Raw genomic sequence first — 15,942 nt, forward strand, 5'->3', positions numbered from 1 at the left:
TGTGGCGCCCCGGAATACGGGGTCAGAGGCGCTCCAGTCCGTCCGCCCGCTGCTGCCACGGGCGGCACAGCCCGAGGAAGGCCGCCATCGCGCCCACTCCGCACACCAGCTGGACCACGGCCATCGGAACGGCCGTGTCCTCACCGGCGATGCCGACGAGCGGCGAGGCGACGGCGCCGATCAGGAACGACGAGGTGCCCAGCAGTGCGGAGGCGGAGCCCGCGGCGTGCTTGGTCCGCATCAGGGCCTGGGCATTGGTGTTGGGTGTCGCGAGTCCCATCGCCGCCATCATCACGAACAGCCCGGACGCGACCGGGACCAGGCCGACGTCACCGAAGACCCCGGTGGTCATCAGCAGCAGCGCGGTCGCGGCCAGCACGATGACGGTGAGGCCGACGGTGAGCACCTTGTCCAGGCTGAACCGGCCGACCAGCAGCTTTCCGTTGATCTGGCCCACGACGACCATGCCGACCGAGTTGACGCCGAAGAGCAGGCTGAAGGTCTGTGGCGACGCCCCGTAGATCTCCTGCACGACGAACGGCGAGGCGCTGATGTAGGAGAAGAGGACGGCGAAGGCGAGGCTGCCCGCGATGGTGTAGCCGGTGAAGACCCGGTCGGCCAGGAGCCCGCGCATGGTCCGCAGCGCTTCGCCGATCCCGCCGGTGTGCCGCTCCCCCGGGGGCAGGGTCTCGTGCAGCCACTTCCAGACCACCAGGGTGAGCACCAGGCCGACGACGGTGAGGACGGCGAAGACCCCCCGCCAGTCGGTGAACCGGAGCACCTGCCCGCCGATCAGCGGGGCGACGACCGGGGCGGCCCCGGAGATCAGCATCAGGGTGGAGAAGAACCTGGCCATCGCCACGCCGTCGTACAGGTCGCGGACGACCGCGCGGGCGATGACGATCCCCGCCGCACCGGCCAGGCCCTGGAGGGTGCGGAAGGCGATGAGGAGCCCGGCGGTGGGGGCGAGGACGCAGATCGCGGTGGCGACGACGTAGACGATCATGCCGAGGAGCAGCGGGGTGCGGCGGCCCCAGCGGTCGCTCATCGGGCCGACGACGACCTGTCCGAGCGCCATGCCGGTGAGGCAGGCGGTGAGGGTGAGCTGGACGGTCGAGGCGGGGGCGCTCAGGGACTCGGTGACCTCGGGGAGGGCGGGGAGGTACATGTCCATGGAGAGCGGCGGCAGCGCGGTGAGGCCGCCGAGGACCAGGGTGACCAGGAGCCCGGTGCGCCGGGTCGTCTCGGCGGCGGCCCCGGTCGGGGCGGGGGTGCCGGAGGCCGCGGGGCCTTCGGCGGTCGGTATGTGTGGGTTTTCCGGCTGGGTCCGGCTCGCGCCGTGCTCCGGCATGCTCATCTCCATGTCGTTGAATCCGCATCTATGCTCTCAGCTCAGCCGGACTGGTCGAACCTCTGGGGAGTGGGCATGACAGGCGTGAGCAGTGCTGTGCGGTGGGGTGTGCTGGCGACCGGCGGGATAGCCGCGACGTTCGCCGAGGATCTCCGGTCCATGCCGGACATGGAGGTGGTCGCGGTCGCGTCCCGGACCGACGCCTCGGCGCGCGCCTTCGCGGACCGGTTCGGGATCCCCCGGGCGTACGGCGACTGGGCCGCGCTGGCCGCCGACGAGGAGGTGGACGTGGTGTACGTGGCCACGCCGCACTCGGCGCACCGGGAGGCGGCCGGGCTCTGCCTGGAGGCGGGGAAGCCCGTGCTGTGCGAGAAGGCGTTCACGCTGAACGCCCGGGAGGCGCGGGAGCTGGTGGGGATCGCCCGGGAGCGCGGGGTGTTCCTGATGGAGGCGATGTGGACGTACTGCAACCCGGTGGTCCGGCGGATGACGGAGCTGGTGCGGGACGGGGCGATCGGCGAGATCCGCATCGTGCAGGCGGATTTCGGGATCTCCGGTCCGTTCGGCCCCGGCCACCGGCTGCGCGACCCGGCGCTGGGCGGCGGCGCGCTGCTGGACCTCGGGGTCTACCCGGTCTCGTTCGCGCAGTTGCTGCTGGGCGAGCCGGACCGGGTGGGGGCCGACGCGGTGCTGTCGCCGGAGGGCGTCGATCTGCACACCTCGATGCTGCTGGGCTGGTCCGGTGCGGGGGGCGCCACGGCGCTGCTGAACTGCTCGATCGTCGCGGACACCCCGCAGACCGCCTCGGTCACCGGCACCGCGGGCCGGATCGAGTTCCCGCGCGGCTTCTTCTACCCGGAGCGGTTCGTGCTGCACCGGGAGGGCCACGAGCCGGAGGAGTTCACCGCCCCGGCCGGCACCGCGCTGCGCGGGATGCAGTTCGAGCAGGCCGAGGTGGCGCGGGCGCTGCGGGCGGGCGAGACGGAGTCGCCGCTGGTGCCGCTGGACGGCTCACTCGCCGTGATGCGGACGCTCGACGCGGTACGGGACCGCATCGGCGTCCGCTACCCGGCGGACGAGGTCACGCCGGGGTAAGGCCCTGGTTGCCGACCTCGGTGACGAAGGAGGCGGCCGTCGCGAGGGGCGCGCCGGGCGTGGTGACGGCCGGGACGGTACAGAAGTCGGCGCGCGCCGCCTCCCGGCCGAGGGTGACGACGGCGTAGCCGCGCCGGCCGTTGAAGAACTTCATGTGCGGGTTGGCCCGCATCTGGTTGTTCCAGCTGCCGGGCCGGTCCGAGCCGTCCTTGCCGCTGGTGATGGAGGTGGCGACGATCTCGGTGCCGACGGTGCGGGAGTCGGGGTCGTCGAAGTCGCGCTTCAGGTCGAAGCCGTAGCCGACGTGCACATCGCCGGTGAGCACCATCAGGTTGGCGACCCCGGCCTCCTCGGCGCCCCTGAGGACGCGGGCGCGGGAGGCGGGGTAGCCGTCCCAGGCGTCCATGGAGAGTTTGAAGGCGTCGGTGGGCACGTCCCGCCGCTGGGCGAGGACGACCTGCTGGGGCACGACGTTCCAGGTGGCCCGGGAGGTGCGCCAGCCGTTGATCAGCCAGCGTTCCTGGGTGGTGCCGGTCATGGTGCGTGCCGGGTCCTCGGACTCCGGTCCGGGCCGCTGCCAGCCGTCGCCGTACGCCTGGTCGCTGCGGTACTGGCGGGTGTCGAGGATGTCGAACTGGGCGAGCCGGCCGAACCGGAGGCGCCGGTAGAGCCGCATGTCGGGGCCGGTGGGGCGCTGCGGGGCGCGCAGTGGCTGGTTCTCCCAGTAGGCGCGGTAGGCGGCGGCGCGGCGCAGCAGGAACTCGGCGGGCGGGACGTCGTTCTCGGGGGTCCCGCCCGCGTAGTTGTTCTCGGTCTCGTGGTCGTCCCAGGTGACGACGAAGGGGTGTGCGGCGTGGGCGGCGATCAGGTCGGGGTCGGACTTGTAGAGGCCGTACCGCAGCCGGTAGTCCTCCAGCGTCAGGGTCTCCCGGTCGAAGTGGGCGGGGAGCCGCCGGTCGGTGTAGCCGCGGGCGCCGCCGGTGGCGTTGACGGCGTACTCGTAGAGGTAGTCGCCGAGGTGGAAGACGACGTCGACGTCCTCCCGGGCGAGGTGGCGGTACGCGGTGAAGTGGCCGTCGTGGTAGGCCTGGCAGGAGACGGCGGCCAGGCTGAGTGCGCTGTTGCGGGCGCCGGGGGCGGGGGCGGTGCGGGTCCGGCCGACGGGGCTGGTCCAGTTCCCGGCGCGGAAGCGGTAGTGGAGGAGCCGGTCGGCGTCGAGGCCCTTGACCTCGACGTGGACGCTGTGGTCGAACTCCGGGTGGGCGGTGGCGGTTCCGCGCCGGACGACGTGGCGGAAGCGCTCGTCGCGGGCGAGCTCCCAGCCGACCTGGACCCGGGCCCGGGGCATGCCGCTGCCGGGCTCGTAGGGGCGGGGCGCGAGCCGGGTCCACAGCAGGACCGAGTCGGGCAGCGGGTCGCCGGAGGCGACGCCGAGGGTGAACGGGTCGTCGGTGAGCCTCCGGCCGTCCAGTTCGGCGGCGCTCGCGGCGCCGGCGGTCGGCAGGTTGACCGAGAAGGCCAGCGCGGCGGCGGCCCCGGTGACGGTGAGGAAGCGGCGGCGCCCGACGTGTTCGGCGGCCCGGCGGAGCTCCCGCCGGTGGTCGGATGTGTCTGTCATCTGTCCCTCCCTGTCCGGTGGTGTACAGGGCCAGCCCATCGGTCCCGCCCATCGGGCGGTTGTCGTGCTCGCGTCGCCCGGACGTCGGCCGGATGAGGAATGGGAGGGCGGGCGCGGAGCGGCGCGGCCCGTACGGAGGGCGAGGGGAGGCGTACGCTGCGGCGTCATGAGCAACAGAATGTCGAACTCCGGTACGGACGCGGCCCCGAGGACCGCCGTGGTGACGGGTGCGGGCTCCGGGATCGGCCGCGCGGTGGCGCTCGCCCTGACCGGGGCCGGCTGGTCGGTGGCGCTGGCCGGGCGGCGCCCCGGGCCGCTCGCCGAGACCGCCGAACTGGCCGGCGCGGACGCCCGGGTGATCACGGTGCCGGCCGATGTGTCCCGGCCCGAGGACGTGGACGCGCTCTTCTCCTCGGTACGGGAGTGCTTCGGCCGCCTGGACCTGCTCTTCAACAACGCCGGTACGTTCGGGCCGCGTTCGGTCCCGGTGGAGGAGCTGTCGGCGGCGGACTGGCGCGCGGTGGTGGACGTGAACGTGACGGGCGCGTTCCTGTGCGCGCAGGCGGCGTACCGGCTGATGAAGGACCAGGACCCGCAGGGCGGCCGGATCATCAACAACGGCTCGATCTCCGCCCACGCGCCGCGCCCGCACTCGGTCGCGTACACCACGACCAAGCACGCCATGACGGGGCTGACGAAGTCGCTCTCCCTGGACGGGCGTCCGTACCGGATCGCCTGCGGGCAGATCGACATCGGCAACGCGAGCACGGACATGACGGAGCAGATGCGGACCGGCATCCTCCAGGCCCACGGCGGACTCGCCGTCGAGCCGGTGATGGCGGTGGCGGACGTGGCCCGGACGGTGCTCCACATGGCGGAGCTGCCGCTGGAGGCCAACATCCAGTTCGCGACGGTCCTGGCGACGGCGATGCCGTACGTGGGCCGGGGCTGACCAGGCGGGTGGAGCGGGGGCGAGGACCGAGGCCGCCGGAACCGACGCCGCCGCAGGAAGGCCCGGCAGCCCCCCGTCGATCACGGCCGCAGTGTTCCCGCCGACTCCGCCGTCAGCGGTGCCGGTACGTGCCACGGACCACGGACGGCTCACGCTCGCGCGACACTCTCTGATGCCCTCGCCGCTCGTGGCAGCGAGGGCATCAGTCGTCAGGTGGCACGGGCTTGGGGTAGCTGCGAGGCCCCTGTCGTAGCCTCGGCCAGGTGCTCGGATTGCAGCCCGAGGCGCGGGTCGGGCTGCACGAGGATGGTCCTCGCTCGGTTGGCAGTGCGCTCTGCGGCCCAGGTGTGGTCGAGGCTGGTGAAATCGTCGTCGATCCAGATGGCAGGGGCGTCACCGAGCCAGGCGTCGACGTGGTCACGCTTCCACAGGTAGCCGTTGGGGTGGCTGGTGGTGATCTGCGGACGCGGGAGATCGACGTACGGCAGGGCCGGGAGGCCGAGCAGGGGCCCGATGAGAGTAGTGGCGTCCTGGCGCCAACTGGTGCACCAGACCGGGGTGACCAGGCCGGTGCGGATGGCGTCCATGAGCATGTGGCCGTGGTCGGGGTTGAGCCAGACGGAGACCGGGTTGTCGGCGCTGCGGCCGGTGGGGACGACGTCGTGACGGGTGTGGGTGGCCGGGATCGAGCCGTTCTCGTCAGGAAAGGGTATGAGGACGCCATCGATGTCGAGGAGCAGGTAGGGCGGGCGCATCGGTCCTCCGTGGGCGGGGTGAACGTGGCTGTCAGAGCTTGCGGGCGCGGATCAGCAGGGTGGTGGGCCAGTGACCCATGCGGGGATCGTTGAACTCCTGAGCCGAAGTGAGCCAGAAGCCCGACCGGCCGAGGTGCCTCTCCCAACGGTCGGTATCGAACTCCCATCGGGCGATGGGTAGCCGGTTGCGGTCGGGCAGGGTGACGTAGTCGCGGCGGGGCCGGTCGTCGCCGGAGGGACTTCGGCCGCCGCGCTGTGGGTGGGGGACGGAGAAGGCCAGCACTCGCCCAGGCGTGAGGTGCTGTGCGATGGCCGGGAGCAGGAGCTCGGGGGCAACGAGGCCGACGGCGCCGAAGACGGAGTAGATCGCGTCGAACTGCTCGTCGGAGGCGTGCAGGTGGTGCAGCGCGTGGCCGGCGACGAAGGTGAGGTTGTTCAGTCGTCCGTAGTGGGAGCGGGCGCGGCGGACCTGGAGGCCTACCAGGTCGACGCCTGTGACGTGAGCGCCGCTTGGGTTCTCCCCTGCTCGAACGGAGCCGAGAGCTTGGGGAAGGGTGGCGAGGTGGGCGGCGTTGTGCCCGGGGCCGCAGCCGAGTTCCAGGAGTCGCTTGCCGCGCAGGTCGGGGCCGAGGACCTCGGCGCCGGGACCTTGGCCGTGTCTCGTGGTCCACTCCATCCGGGCGGGTACGGAAAGAGGTTCGGCGAGTCCGGCGGCGGTGCGCTGGGCGGCGTGGGCGTGCCAGGGGGATGCCTGGGCGAGCACGTCAGATCTCCAGGAGGTGGAGGACGTCGGTGAGGTGGCGGCGGACAGCCTTGATGTAGGCGGGGTCGGTGGCCGGGTCGTTGATCCAGCGGATGGACTGCTCCATGAACCACTCGACGGCCCACATGCGGTGCCAGCCCAGGGCCCAGTGCTCGGCGGTGAGCCCGCCGCGCCGGGCGAGGGCGTCGGGGGTACCGCCGGCGGTGACGTACTGCTCCAGGAACACGCGCAGGCGCACGGGGTGCGGGGGATCAATGGTGCCGTGCCAGCTGGCGAGGTCGAGCAGGCCGGGGCCAGTGAAGGCGCGAGCGAAGTCGAGCAGCCGCCACCCGCGCTCCCCGATGTGGAGGCTGGTGGGATGGAACTCGGAGTGCACCCATCCGAACGGCTCCAGCGCCGCTCCGGCCGAGCGAGCCTCGGCGGCCTGGGCGATCCGGTCGAGCGCGTCCTCGACATCGTTGGCATCCTGCCACCGGTCGGCCTTGCGCAGCCGTCCGAGGTGCTCCAGCGCCCGCGCCGGCAGCGTCCGCAGCTGCTCCTGGTCGAGGACAGGCAAAGGGGGAGCCGTAAGGGTGCCGTGCAGGACCACGGCCGCGGCGACGCCGTCGAGGTCGTCGGCCTCGCGGACGGACGGTCCGAGGTCCTCCAGGAGCATGCCGAGCCAGCCGTCCAGGACGGCGGAGGCGTGGACCTGGGGGACGGGTACGCCGAGGGTGCGGGCCAGGCGGAGTGCCTGGTCCTCGCTGTCGAACGGCTTCTTGGCGTACTTGAAGATGGCCGTGGAGCCGTCGGCGAAGGCCACGCGCTCGACGCCGGACATGGACCATACGCGTACCTCCTCTCGTACGGCGGTGGTCTGGCCGGTCGCGGTGAGCAGGTTGTCGAGGAGTTCGGCGCTGGGGTTCGTGGTCACGGGAGGGCTCCGGGAAGGGGTGGTGGCGTCCGGGGCGGGCGAGGGATGCCGGCCCGCCCCGGAGCCTGATCGGGTGGGGTTACGCAGCGGGGCTCACGCGGTGGGCGTAGACCTGCTCGATCCAGCCCGCCTTGAACGCGGCGAGGTCGTCACGGAAGTTCGCCATCGAGGCACCGTAGGGCGCGACCACGCCGCCAGACTGGTCCGGCACGGACTGGCAGCCGTGCACGAGCCGGCCGCCGAGCGCGGCGTGGGCCTTGATGGACTCGATCCGGCGGTGCTCGTTGAACCAGCCGCCGTGGTAGACCTCGTCGAGCATCCCGCCCATCTCGTCGTCCAGGTCGAAGACGACGGAGGTGGCGGCGGGGAAGAACCAGCACGGGCCGACGTTGGAGATGTGCCCGTCCAGCTCCACCTTGTTGAGCGCCATCAACGTGGCCGCCTCGCGCAGAATCCGCAGGTGCTCGGCGGTGATCTGCGGCAGGCCGAGGTCGGCCAGGTGCTCCTCGCGGAAGAGGTACGCGTACACCTCGTACGCGGTGGCCAGGACGCGGGCCGCGTCGGAGGTCGACTCGCTGTGCTGCTTGATGAAGTCGAGCGCGAGCTGCTCGACCGCGCTCTCCGTCGTCTCGTCCACCTCCAGGAGCTGGGACTTGATCAGCTCCCAGTCGGCGACGAGCCACGTGCTCGACTCGAAGCGGAAGAAGTACTCGGCCGGGTCGATCGTGATACGCCGGCCGTCGACCTGGACGCCGGGCAGGCGGCTCCAGCGCGGGTCGAACGCCTCGGGCAGCTCGACCGTGATGGCCGTGGTGTCGATGGTGGTCACCGTGTTCTCCGTCTCTGATGGGCCGGGTTCGGGCACAGGAATGCCCGAACCTGGTGTGGGTGTACGGAACTTCGGGGTGCCGCCCGGACCAAGAGGAGCCTGGATCACGGTCGCGCCGTTCCGGGCGGCTGCTGATAAGTGAACCGGTGGTCACGCTCAGTGGGTACGGTGGAAGGCAGTTGAAGCGGTATACGCGGTTTACAGCTCCGGAGTGGAGGCGACGTGGTAGCGCAGAGAGGCCCCAATTCCTGTCTGCGCGACGTCATCGGGGCGGTCGACTGCACCTACGAGGCCCTCGCCCGAGACGTGCGACGTACCGCCGCAGAGAACGGCGAGATCCTCCAGACCAACAAGTCGGCCATCTCGCACTGGGTGAACGGCACCCGCGCGCCGTCGGGCCGGGTAGGTCAGTACCTCGCCGAAGCACTGTCCCGTCGAGCGGGGCGCACGATCACCCAGACCGAGATCGGCCTCCAGGCCGGCGATGACGAAGCGCTGGCGGAATCCGACCCCGTCCTCGCCGCCACCGACCTGGGCCGTGCCGACGTCGAGCGCCGCCGGTTCCTCGCCATCGCGGCCTTCACCGCCGCCGGCGTCGCCATGCCGCTCGGGTACGACCACGAAGCCACTGCCCGCATGCTCCGCGCCCGCACCGGCACATCTGTGGTCGGGGCGGAGGACGTGGACGTCGTACGGCAGATCACGGCGGCCTTCAGCGCTGCCGACGAGCGCCTCGGTGGCGGGCACGGCCTGACCACCGTCACCGCGTACCTCGCCGACACAGCCGCCCCCATGCTGCGCGGACGCTTCCCCAGCGAAGCCTTACGCCGGGCCGCCTTCGGCGCCGTCGCCGAACTCGCCTACCTCGCAGGATGGAAGCACCACGACCTCGGCCAGGAAGGCGCCGCCCAGCGCTACTACCAGGTCGGCTACAAGCTCGCCTGCGAAGCCGACCCCCACGGCCACGCCGCCTGGATGATGCGCGCCCTCGCCCACCAGGCCCTGAGCCTCAAACAGCCCCACCACTGCGTCGACCTCGTCGAAGGCGCCCTACGCACAGGTCTCGGCCACATCGACGGCCAGACCGAGGCCCTCCTCCACATCACCCACGCCCGCGCCTACGCAGCCACCAACGAGAACCCGTCAGCCGCACGCGCCCTCCTCGCCGCCGACGACGCCCTCCTCCGCGACGACGGCCCCCAGCCCAGCTACTCCCGCGTAAGCGGCCCCGCCGCCGGCACGGTGGCCAGCCACACCGCCCGCACCCTGACCGACCTCGCCGACCACATCGGCACCGAGCAGCAGCACCGGGACGCCCTCACCCGCTGGGACCCCGACAAGTACAAGCGCGTCCACGCACTCACCCATGCCGACCTCGGCGACAGCCTCGCCGCCCAGGCTCGCGCCGACGAGGCCGTGGCCGCCTGGACCCAGGCCCTGGTCCTCATGGAGGGCATGACCTCCGACCGGACCCGGAAGGCGATCACCTCGATCCGCTCCACGCTCGCCGTCTACCAGCGTCGCCGCGTTCCCGGTGCCGCCGATCTCGCCCGCCGAGCCCGCGAGTCCCTGGCCTAACATGCCCGATAACCGTCCGACGAAGGGAACTCCCGTGCCCCAGCAGACCGACGATCAGCCGAAGGCACTCAAGCCGGCGCTCGAATCCATGACCCTGCTGGTCGCCGCGGTCATCGTCCACGACAAGGCCACCAACCGCGTCGTCCTTCTCCAGCGCAGCGAGAACGCGAAGTTCGCCCAGGGCATGTGGGACCTCCCCGTAGGCAAGAGCGAACCGGGCGAGCCCATTACCGAGACCGCCGTACGCGAGCTGTTTGAGGAGACCGGCCTCACGGTGAAGCCCGAGTCCCTCAAGGTCGCCCACATCATCCACGGCGCCTGGGGCGTCGAGGCCCCCAACGGCTTCCTCACGGTCGTCTTCGCCACCCACGAATGGACCGGCGAACCCGAGAACCGCGAACCCCGCAAGCACTCTCAGGTCCGGTGGGTCGATGCCAACACCGTCCCTGACGCCTTTGTCGACACAACCGGCAATGCTCTCCATCAGTACCTGAGCGGCAGTTCCCAGGTGTCGCTCGATGGGTGGCATTAGTTACGCACCGTCAGCGTGGGCGCAGGGCCTTCCGTCGACTCCGGCTTGACCGCGACGCGCCGTTTCGGCTATTCACCAGGAAACATCGTGGCCGGAAAGTAACAGCTTCCGGTCAGACACTCACCGCCCTTCGCATCGGATTGTCTCCGCGCGGCAGCACATGCGACCAGCACCTGGCGCGCGCCGACTTCACGCAGGGATGCGGCCGGGATGCCCCCCGAAGGGTGAACTAGGACAAGCCAGGCACGGACATGCCGATCTGGCGCGCGCTGCCCTTATGCTGACACTCCTTCACCGTTACTTCACAGAAGGAACACCGCATGCGCATACGCACCACGGCCCCGCTCGCGCTGGCCGCCGTCACCGCCCTGGCCGGATCGCTGCTCCTGGCGGCCCCCGCGTCGGCCGCCAAGCACGAGGGCGGGCTGCACCTCGGCAAGATCCAGTACGACAGCCCCGGCAAGGACGACCGCAGCAACACCTCGCTGAACGCCGAGTGGGTGGACATCCACAACAACGGCAGGACGAAGCTCCAGCTCAAGGGCTACAAGCTGAAGGACAACACCGGCTACACCTACACCTTCGGCAGCCGCACGGTCGCCGCGGGCAAGACCGTCCGGGTCCACACCGGCAAGGGCAAGAACACCACCGCCCACGTGTACTGGAACCGCGGTTCGTACGTGTGGAACAACACCGGCGACAAGGCCCGGCTCATCAAGCCGAGCGGCAAGCTCCTCGACTCCTGCTCCTGGACGAAGGCGAACAAGGGCACCAAGAACTGCCACTGATCCGCCGCGAAGGCCGGCCGGGCACCCGCGCCCGGCCGGTGACCGCCACCCGCGCCGGCCCGTACCCAGGGTCCGTGTCGGTACGGCGACGGGTGGCCGAACAACGGGCGACCATCTCCTGGGACTACGATCGCGACACCGCAGCGAGACCAGGAGTACCGACCGTGTCCGAACCGCGCATCGCCGTTTCCGTCGTCACCATGGGCGACCGTCCGCAGCAGGTCGAGGCCCTGCTGCGCTCGGTGGCCGGGCAGGACGTCCGTCCCGCCCGGCTCGTCGTCGTGGGCAACGGCACCTCCCTCCCCGACTTCGCCGCGTTCCCCGGCCTGTCGGACCTCTCCGGCGGGGTGACGGTAATCGAGCTGCCGGAGAACCTGGGCTGCCCCGGCGGCCGCAACGTCGCCCTCGCCAGGCTCGCGGAGCTCGGCGACGTGGACGTGGTCATCGAGCTCGACGACGACGGACTCCTCGTCGACGACGGGGTGTTCCGCAAGGTCCGGGACATGTTCGCCGCCGATCCCCGGCTCGGCGTCATCGGCTTCCGGATCGCCGACGAGCACGGCGAGACCCAGCGCCGCCACGTCCCCCGGCTCCGGGCCGGCGACCCGATGCGGGGCGGACCGGTCACCGCCTTCCTCGGCGGCGGCCACGCCTTCTCGATGAAGATGCTCGCCGAAACCGGGCACTGGCCCGCGGAGTTCTTCTTCACGCACGAGGAGACGGACCTGTCCTGGCGGGCGCTGGACGCCGGCTGGAAGATCCTCTACGAGCCCGATCTGCTGCTCCAGCACCCCAAGACGTCCCCGGCCCGGCACGCCGTCTACTACCGGATGACGGCCCGCAACCGGGTCTGGCTGGCCCGCCGCCACCTGCCCCTCCCGCTGGTCCCGGCCTACCTGGGCACCTGGACCCTGCTCACGCTGGCCCGCACCCGATCGGCGTCCGGGCTGCGCGCCTGGGCCGGCGGCTTCGCGGAGGGCGTCCGCACCCCGTGCGGGCGGCGGCGGCCGATGCGCTGGCGCACGGTGTGGCGGATGACGAGGCTGGGGCGCCCCCCGGTCATCTGACCCACCGGCAGTCGGCGCCGACGCACCGGCTCCCTGGTCGCCCGGTCACGCGGACACCCAGCCCGGTCCCCCGGCCCGCCCCCGCCGGGCGGGCCGGCCGCGTCAACTGCCGTCGTACGGAAGGATCCGGCGCAGCAGCCCCCTGGGATGGCCGCGTTTGCGCCATTCCCTCGGGTAGCCGATGGAGACCTCCTCGAAGCGCACCCCGTCGTACCAGGTGGTGCGCGGGATGTGCAGATGGCCGTAGACCACCGCCGCCGTGTTGAAGCGGCGGTGCCAGTCGGCGGTGAGCGTGGTGCCGCACCACTGGGCGAACTCCGGGTACCACAGGACGTCGGTCGGCTCGCGCACCAGCGGCCAGTGCCCGGCGATCACCAGCGGGACGCTCGGGTCGTGGGCCGCCAGCCGCCGCTCCGTCTCCGCCACCCGGGCCCGGCACCACTCCTCGCGGCTCGGGTACGGGTCGGGGTGGAGCGTGTACTCGTCGGTGCACACCACGCCGGTCCGGCGCGCGTACGCCAGGGACTCCTCCTTGGTCGTGGTGCCCGGCGCCCGGAAGCTGTAGTCGTACAGCAGGAAGACGGGCGCCACCGCCGCCGGGCCGCCGGGCCCGCGCCACACCGGGTACGGGTCTTCCGGAGTGTCCACCCCGAGCCCCCGGCACACCTCGACCAGATGCTCGTACCGCTCCCGTCCCCGCAGCCGGACCGGATCGCGCGGGGTCGTCCACAGCTCGTGGTTCCCCGGTGTCCAGATCACCCGGGCGAACCGGTCCGCGAGCAGCCGCAGTGACCGTTCCACGTCGTCGGGCTGCTCCGCGACATCACCGGCGACGATCAGCCAGTCCTCGTCCGAGCCCGGTCTCAGGGCTTCCAGGACGGGTCGGTTGTCCGCCACCGCGGCGTGCAGATCGCTCACCGCCAGCAGTGCCCCGCGGCTTGCCCCGGTATGTTCGGACATGCAGAACCTTCCCGCCGGTCGACTGGTCGACATACTGCCCCACCCGGCTGCGGTCCGGGCCCCGAGTGGCGAAAGCCCGGCCGCCGGAACTGGCGGCGGCGGTGGGCGGAGGGATGATGGAGACGTCCGCGGACGCGGCACGGGACCGTCGGCGATGCCGGGAGAGGGAGCTGAGCGACAGGTGTACGGCAAGACCCTCCCGGGCGCACCCGGGTACGGCGGGCTCCCGTTCGCGGACAGCGCCGCCGGAGCGCTGCTGGACGCGGACGGGCTGGTCGTCGGCTGGACACCCGCGGCGGCGGAGCTGTTCGGGCTGACGGCCGAGGAGGTCTGCGGCCGCCCCGCCGTGGAGCTGCTCGCGGACCCGGCCTCCGGGCCCCCGACGCCCGAGGGGCACCGGGACGCCGCCTGGTCCGGCGAGACCGTGGTGCGCACCGGCCGGGGCGGCCCCATGAGCATCGTCTTCCACGCGCTGCCCCTCGCGGACACCGACGGGACGGCCCGGTACTTCGTGCTCTGGGCCCCGGTCGGGACGGTGGACCGGTGGCGGCAGGACCAGGCGTTCACCCGGGAGCTCTTCCTCCAGGACCGGCTGGGGCTCGCCGTGTTCGACGCGGAGCTGCGGCTGATGCGGACCAACACCCATCTGCTGCCGTACACCGGCCTCGCGCCCGACCTGCGCGGCAAGCGGCTGGCGGACTTCCTGGAGCCCGAAGGGGCGGCGGCGATCGACACGCTGCTGTGCGAGGTGCTGCGCACGGGCCGTCCGCTGATCCTGGCGGAGGAGACCGTACGGACCATCGAGGACCCGGCCGGCGGGGCGGTGATGGCCATCTCCGCCTTCCGGCTCCAGGCGCCGGACGGGGAGGTCTTCGGGGTCACCGCGCTGTTCACCGACGTCACCGAGCAGCGCCGCTCCGACGAGCGGCTGGCGATCCTGCACCGGGCCACCGCGGCGGTCGGACGCTCGCTGTCGGTGGCCGGGACCGGTGAGGAGCTGGCCGACGTGCTGGTACCCGAGCTGGCCGACCTCGCGGTGGTGGAGATCGCCGAGGCGGTGTTCACGGGCGAGGAGCCGGTGCCGGGCGAGGACGGGCTGGTGCCGCTGCTCCGGACGGCGGTGGCCGGGGCACTTCCCGCCGGACCGCTTCCCGAGGACCGGAAGTCCCCGGGGGTTCCGGCGGACGGGGGTGCCTCCATGGTGGACGCCGCTCCCGCGACGGACGACGGTGCGGCGGTGCGGGCCGATCCGCGCTGCGCCCCGGTGGTGAACCGTTCCCCCGCCTCGATGACCGTCCCGCTGCGGGCCCGGGGCAGCTTCCTGGGGCGGGTGACGGTACGGAACGGCGCCGGGCGGCCCGCATACGCCCTGGCCGACCTGGATCTGCTGAACGAGATCGCCGGGCGCGCCGCCCTCGCCCTGGACAACGCCCGCCGCTACACCCGGGAGCACCGGGCCGCCGTGGGCCTCCAGCGGAGCCTGCTGCCGCCCGCGCAGGCGGAGACCGTCGCCGTGACCACGTCCGGTTTCTATCTGCCCGCCGACACCGCCACCGGCGTCGGCGGCGACTGGTTCGACGTGATCCCGCTGTCCTCGGCCCGGGTCGCCCTGGTCGCCGGGGACGTGGTCGGGCACGGCCTGGGCGCCACCGCCACCATGGGGCGGCTCCGTACCGCCGTGCGCACCCTCGCCGATCTCGACCTGGAGCCGGACGAGCTGATGGTCCACCTCGACGACCTGGTCTCCCAGCTCCGCGACGAGCCGGGCAACGGAACCGTGGGAGAGGACGACGGGGAGGGCGGAGCGAGCGGGCCCGACGCGGGGGCCGCACGGTCGGCCCCGTTCACCCGTACGGACGAGAGCAGGGCGGAATTCGGCCACCGGGCCGCCGATCCGGTCGGCGCGACCTGCCTGTACGCGGTCTACGACCCGGTATCCCGCCGCTGCGCGATGGTCTCCGCCGGGCACCCGCCGCCCGCCGTCGCCGCCCCGGACGGCACCGTCTCGTACGTACCGCTGAACCCCGGACCGCCGCTGGGCGTGAACGGCCTGCCGTTCGAGACGACCGAGATCGAGCTGGAGCCCGGCAGCCTCCTCGCGCTCTACACCGACGGGCTGATCGAGGGCCGCGACAGCGACGTGGACGCGGGCATGGCCGAGCTCCGCGACCGTCTGGCCCGCCCCGGCGCCGCCACCGCGCCGCTGCGGGAGCTCGGCCGGGAGATCATCGCCGCCCGTCCCCCGCACCAGCTCGCCGACGACGTCACCCTGCTGCTCGCCCGTACCCACGCGGTTCCGGCCGGGAACACCGCCGCCTGGCCGGTGGAGGCCGATCCGGTCGCCGTCGCCCGGGTCCGCCAGGACGCCGCCCGCCAACTGCGCGCCTGGGGGCTGGAGGAGCTGGTCTTCACCACCGAGCTGGTCCTCAGCGAACTGGTCACCAACGCCATCCGGCACGCGGGCGGCCCGGTCGAGGTGCGGCTGATCCGCGCGAAGCAGCTGACCTGCGAGGTATCCGACCCGAGCGCCACCCAGCCCCGGATGCGCCGGGCCCTGCTCACCGACGAGGGAGGCCGCGGCCTGTATCTCGTCGCCCAGCTCACCACCCGCTGGGGCAGCCGCTACACCCGGCGCGGCAAAACGATCTGGGCCGAGCAACCGATCCCGGACGCGTAGCCGGTCTCCGGGCCCGTGCCCGCGCACCTCTTGAGGGCCCTGTCACCCCCATGCTAGAAAACGC

The 15,942-nt window shown here is 72.3% G+C and carries 14 protein-coding genes; 7 read left to right on the plus strand and 7 right to left on the minus strand.

Translation table 11 applies throughout. From position 1 onward, the window contains the following. Nucleotides 1–22 precede the first annotated feature (22 nt). Nucleotides 23–1,351 carry a multidrug effflux MFS transporter gene (locus ACWC97_RS27670; RefSeq protein WP_352277713.1) on the minus strand — a complete coding sequence of 443 codons (1,329 nt, stop codon included), beginning with the start codon at nt 1,349–1,351 and terminating at the stop codon, nt 23–25. An 84-nt stretch (nt 1,352–1,435) separates the two neighbouring features. Between ACWC97_RS27670 and ACWC97_RS27675 the strand changes: the two genes are divergently transcribed. After that, nucleotides 1,436–2,446 carry a Gfo/Idh/MocA family protein gene (locus ACWC97_RS27675; RefSeq protein WP_450652177.1) on the plus strand — a complete coding sequence of 337 codons (1,011 nt, stop codon included), beginning with the start codon at nt 1,436–1,438 and terminating at the stop codon, nt 2,444–2,446. Here the strand turns inward: ACWC97_RS27675 and ACWC97_RS27680 are convergent. Next, a complete protein-coding gene (locus tag ACWC97_RS27680; RefSeq protein WP_450652179.1) occupies nt 2,433–4,064 on the minus strand; it encodes an alkaline phosphatase D family protein in 1,632 nt (543 codons plus the stop codon). The genes ACWC97_RS27675 and ACWC97_RS27680 overlap by 14 nt on opposite strands. A gap of 166 nt (nt 4,065–4,230) precedes the next feature. On the opposite strand from ACWC97_RS27680, the gene ACWC97_RS27685 reads away from it, so the two are divergent. After that, on the plus strand, nt 4,231–5,016 hold the full coding sequence (locus ACWC97_RS27685; protein WP_392278695.1) for an SDR family oxidoreductase: 786 nt from the start codon (nt 4,231–4,233) through the stop codon (nt 5,014–5,016). Nucleotides 5,017–5,225: 209 nt separating this feature from the next. On the opposite strand, the gene ACWC97_RS27690 is transcribed toward ACWC97_RS27685, so the two are convergent. From ACWC97_RS27690 to ACWC97_RS27705, 4 genes are all read right to left on the minus strand, one after another. Beyond that, nucleotides 5,226–5,771 carry an HAD domain-containing protein gene (locus tag ACWC97_RS27690; RefSeq protein WP_352277719.1) on the minus strand — a complete coding sequence of 182 codons (546 nt, stop codon included), beginning with the start codon at nt 5,769–5,771 and terminating at the stop codon, nt 5,226–5,228. 31 nt (nt 5,772–5,802) lie between these two features. Continuing rightward, on the minus strand, nt 5,803–6,534 hold the full coding sequence (locus ACWC97_RS27695; RefSeq protein WP_450652181.1) for a class I SAM-dependent methyltransferase: 732 nt from the start codon (nt 6,532–6,534) through the stop codon (nt 5,803–5,805). A gap of 1 nt (nt 6,535) precedes the next feature. Then, nucleotides 6,536–7,447: an aminoglycoside phosphotransferase family protein gene (locus tag ACWC97_RS27700; protein WP_450652183.1), complete on the minus strand. Its 912-nt coding sequence runs from the start codon at nt 7,445–7,447 to the stop codon at nt 6,536–6,538. Between the two features lie 79 nt (nt 7,448–7,526). Further along, nucleotides 7,527–8,276 (minus strand): hypothetical protein, encoded by a 750-nt coding sequence (locus tag ACWC97_RS27705; protein ID WP_352277722.1) that lies wholly within the window; start codon nt 8,274–8,276, stop codon nt 7,527–7,529. 222 nt (nt 8,277–8,498) lie between these two features. Between ACWC97_RS27705 and ACWC97_RS27710 the strand changes: the two genes are divergently transcribed. The 4 genes from ACWC97_RS27710 to ACWC97_RS27725 all read left to right on the plus strand — a co-directional run bounded on the left by ACWC97_RS27710 (nt 8,499) and on the right by ACWC97_RS27725 (nt 12,241). After that, nucleotides 8,499–9,854, plus strand: coding sequence for a tetratricopeptide repeat protein (locus ACWC97_RS27710; protein ID WP_450652185.1), 1,356 nt, complete (start codon nt 8,499–8,501; stop codon nt 9,852–9,854). 1 nt (nt 9,855) lies between these two features. Continuing rightward, a complete protein-coding gene (locus tag ACWC97_RS27715) occupies nt 9,856–10,386 on the plus strand; it encodes an NUDIX domain-containing protein (RefSeq protein ID WP_450652187.1) in 531 nt (176 codons plus the stop codon). Nucleotides 10,387–10,706: 320 nt separating this feature from the next. Then, nucleotides 10,707–11,174, plus strand: a complete 468-nt coding sequence (locus ACWC97_RS27720) for a lamin tail domain-containing protein (protein ID WP_450652189.1) — start codon at nt 10,707–10,709, stop codon at nt 11,172–11,174. 164 nt (nt 11,175–11,338) lie between these two features. Then, the gene (locus tag ACWC97_RS27725; RefSeq protein ID WP_450652191.1) at nt 11,339–12,241 is read left to right on the plus strand and encodes a glycosyltransferase family 2 protein; all 903 of its coding nucleotides are present in this window, start codon (nt 11,339–11,341) and stop codon (nt 12,239–12,241) included. Between the two features lie 102 nt (nt 12,242–12,343). Here the strand turns inward: ACWC97_RS27725 and ACWC97_RS27730 are convergent, their stop codons facing one another. Then, nucleotides 12,344–13,201, minus strand: coding sequence for a metallophosphoesterase family protein (locus ACWC97_RS27730; RefSeq protein WP_352277732.1), 858 nt, complete (start codon nt 13,199–13,201; stop codon nt 12,344–12,346). Between the two features lie 181 nt (nt 13,202–13,382). Between ACWC97_RS27730 and ACWC97_RS27735 the strand changes: the two genes are divergently transcribed. Next, on the plus strand, nt 13,383–15,878 hold the full coding sequence (locus ACWC97_RS27735; protein WP_450652194.1) for a SpoIIE family protein phosphatase: 2,496 nt from the start codon (nt 13,383–13,385) through the stop codon (nt 15,876–15,878). Nucleotides 15,879–15,942 lie beyond the last annotated feature (64 nt).

This window comes from Streptomyces sp. NPDC001108 (assembly GCF_053598535.1).

Coding starts and splice junctions, on each gene's coding strand:
- ACWC97_RS27685 (WP_392278695.1), top strand. CDS start 4,231: ATGAGCAACAGAATGTCGAACTCCGGTACGGACGCGGCCCCGAGGACC.
- ACWC97_RS27690 (WP_352277719.1), bottom strand. CDS start 5,771: ATGCGCCCGCCCTACCTGCTCCTCGACATCGATGGCGTCCTCATACCC.
- ACWC97_RS27730 (WP_352277732.1), bottom strand. CDS start 13,201: ATGTCCGAACATACCGGGGCAAGCCGCGGGGCACTGCTGGCGGTGAGC.
- ACWC97_RS27680 (WP_450652179.1), bottom strand. CDS start 4,064: ATGACAGACACATCCGACCACCGGCGGGAGCTCCGCCGGGCCGCCGAA.
- ACWC97_RS27720 (WP_450652189.1), top strand. CDS start 10,707: ATGCGCATACGCACCACGGCCCCGCTCGCGCTGGCCGCCGTCACCGCC.
- ACWC97_RS27670 (WP_352277713.1), bottom strand. CDS start 1,351: ATGCCGGAGCACGGCGCGAGCCGGACCCAGCCGGAAAACCCACACATA.
- ACWC97_RS27715 (WP_450652187.1), top strand. CDS start 9,856: ATGCCCGATAACCGTCCGACGAAGGGAACTCCCGTGCCCCAGCAGACC.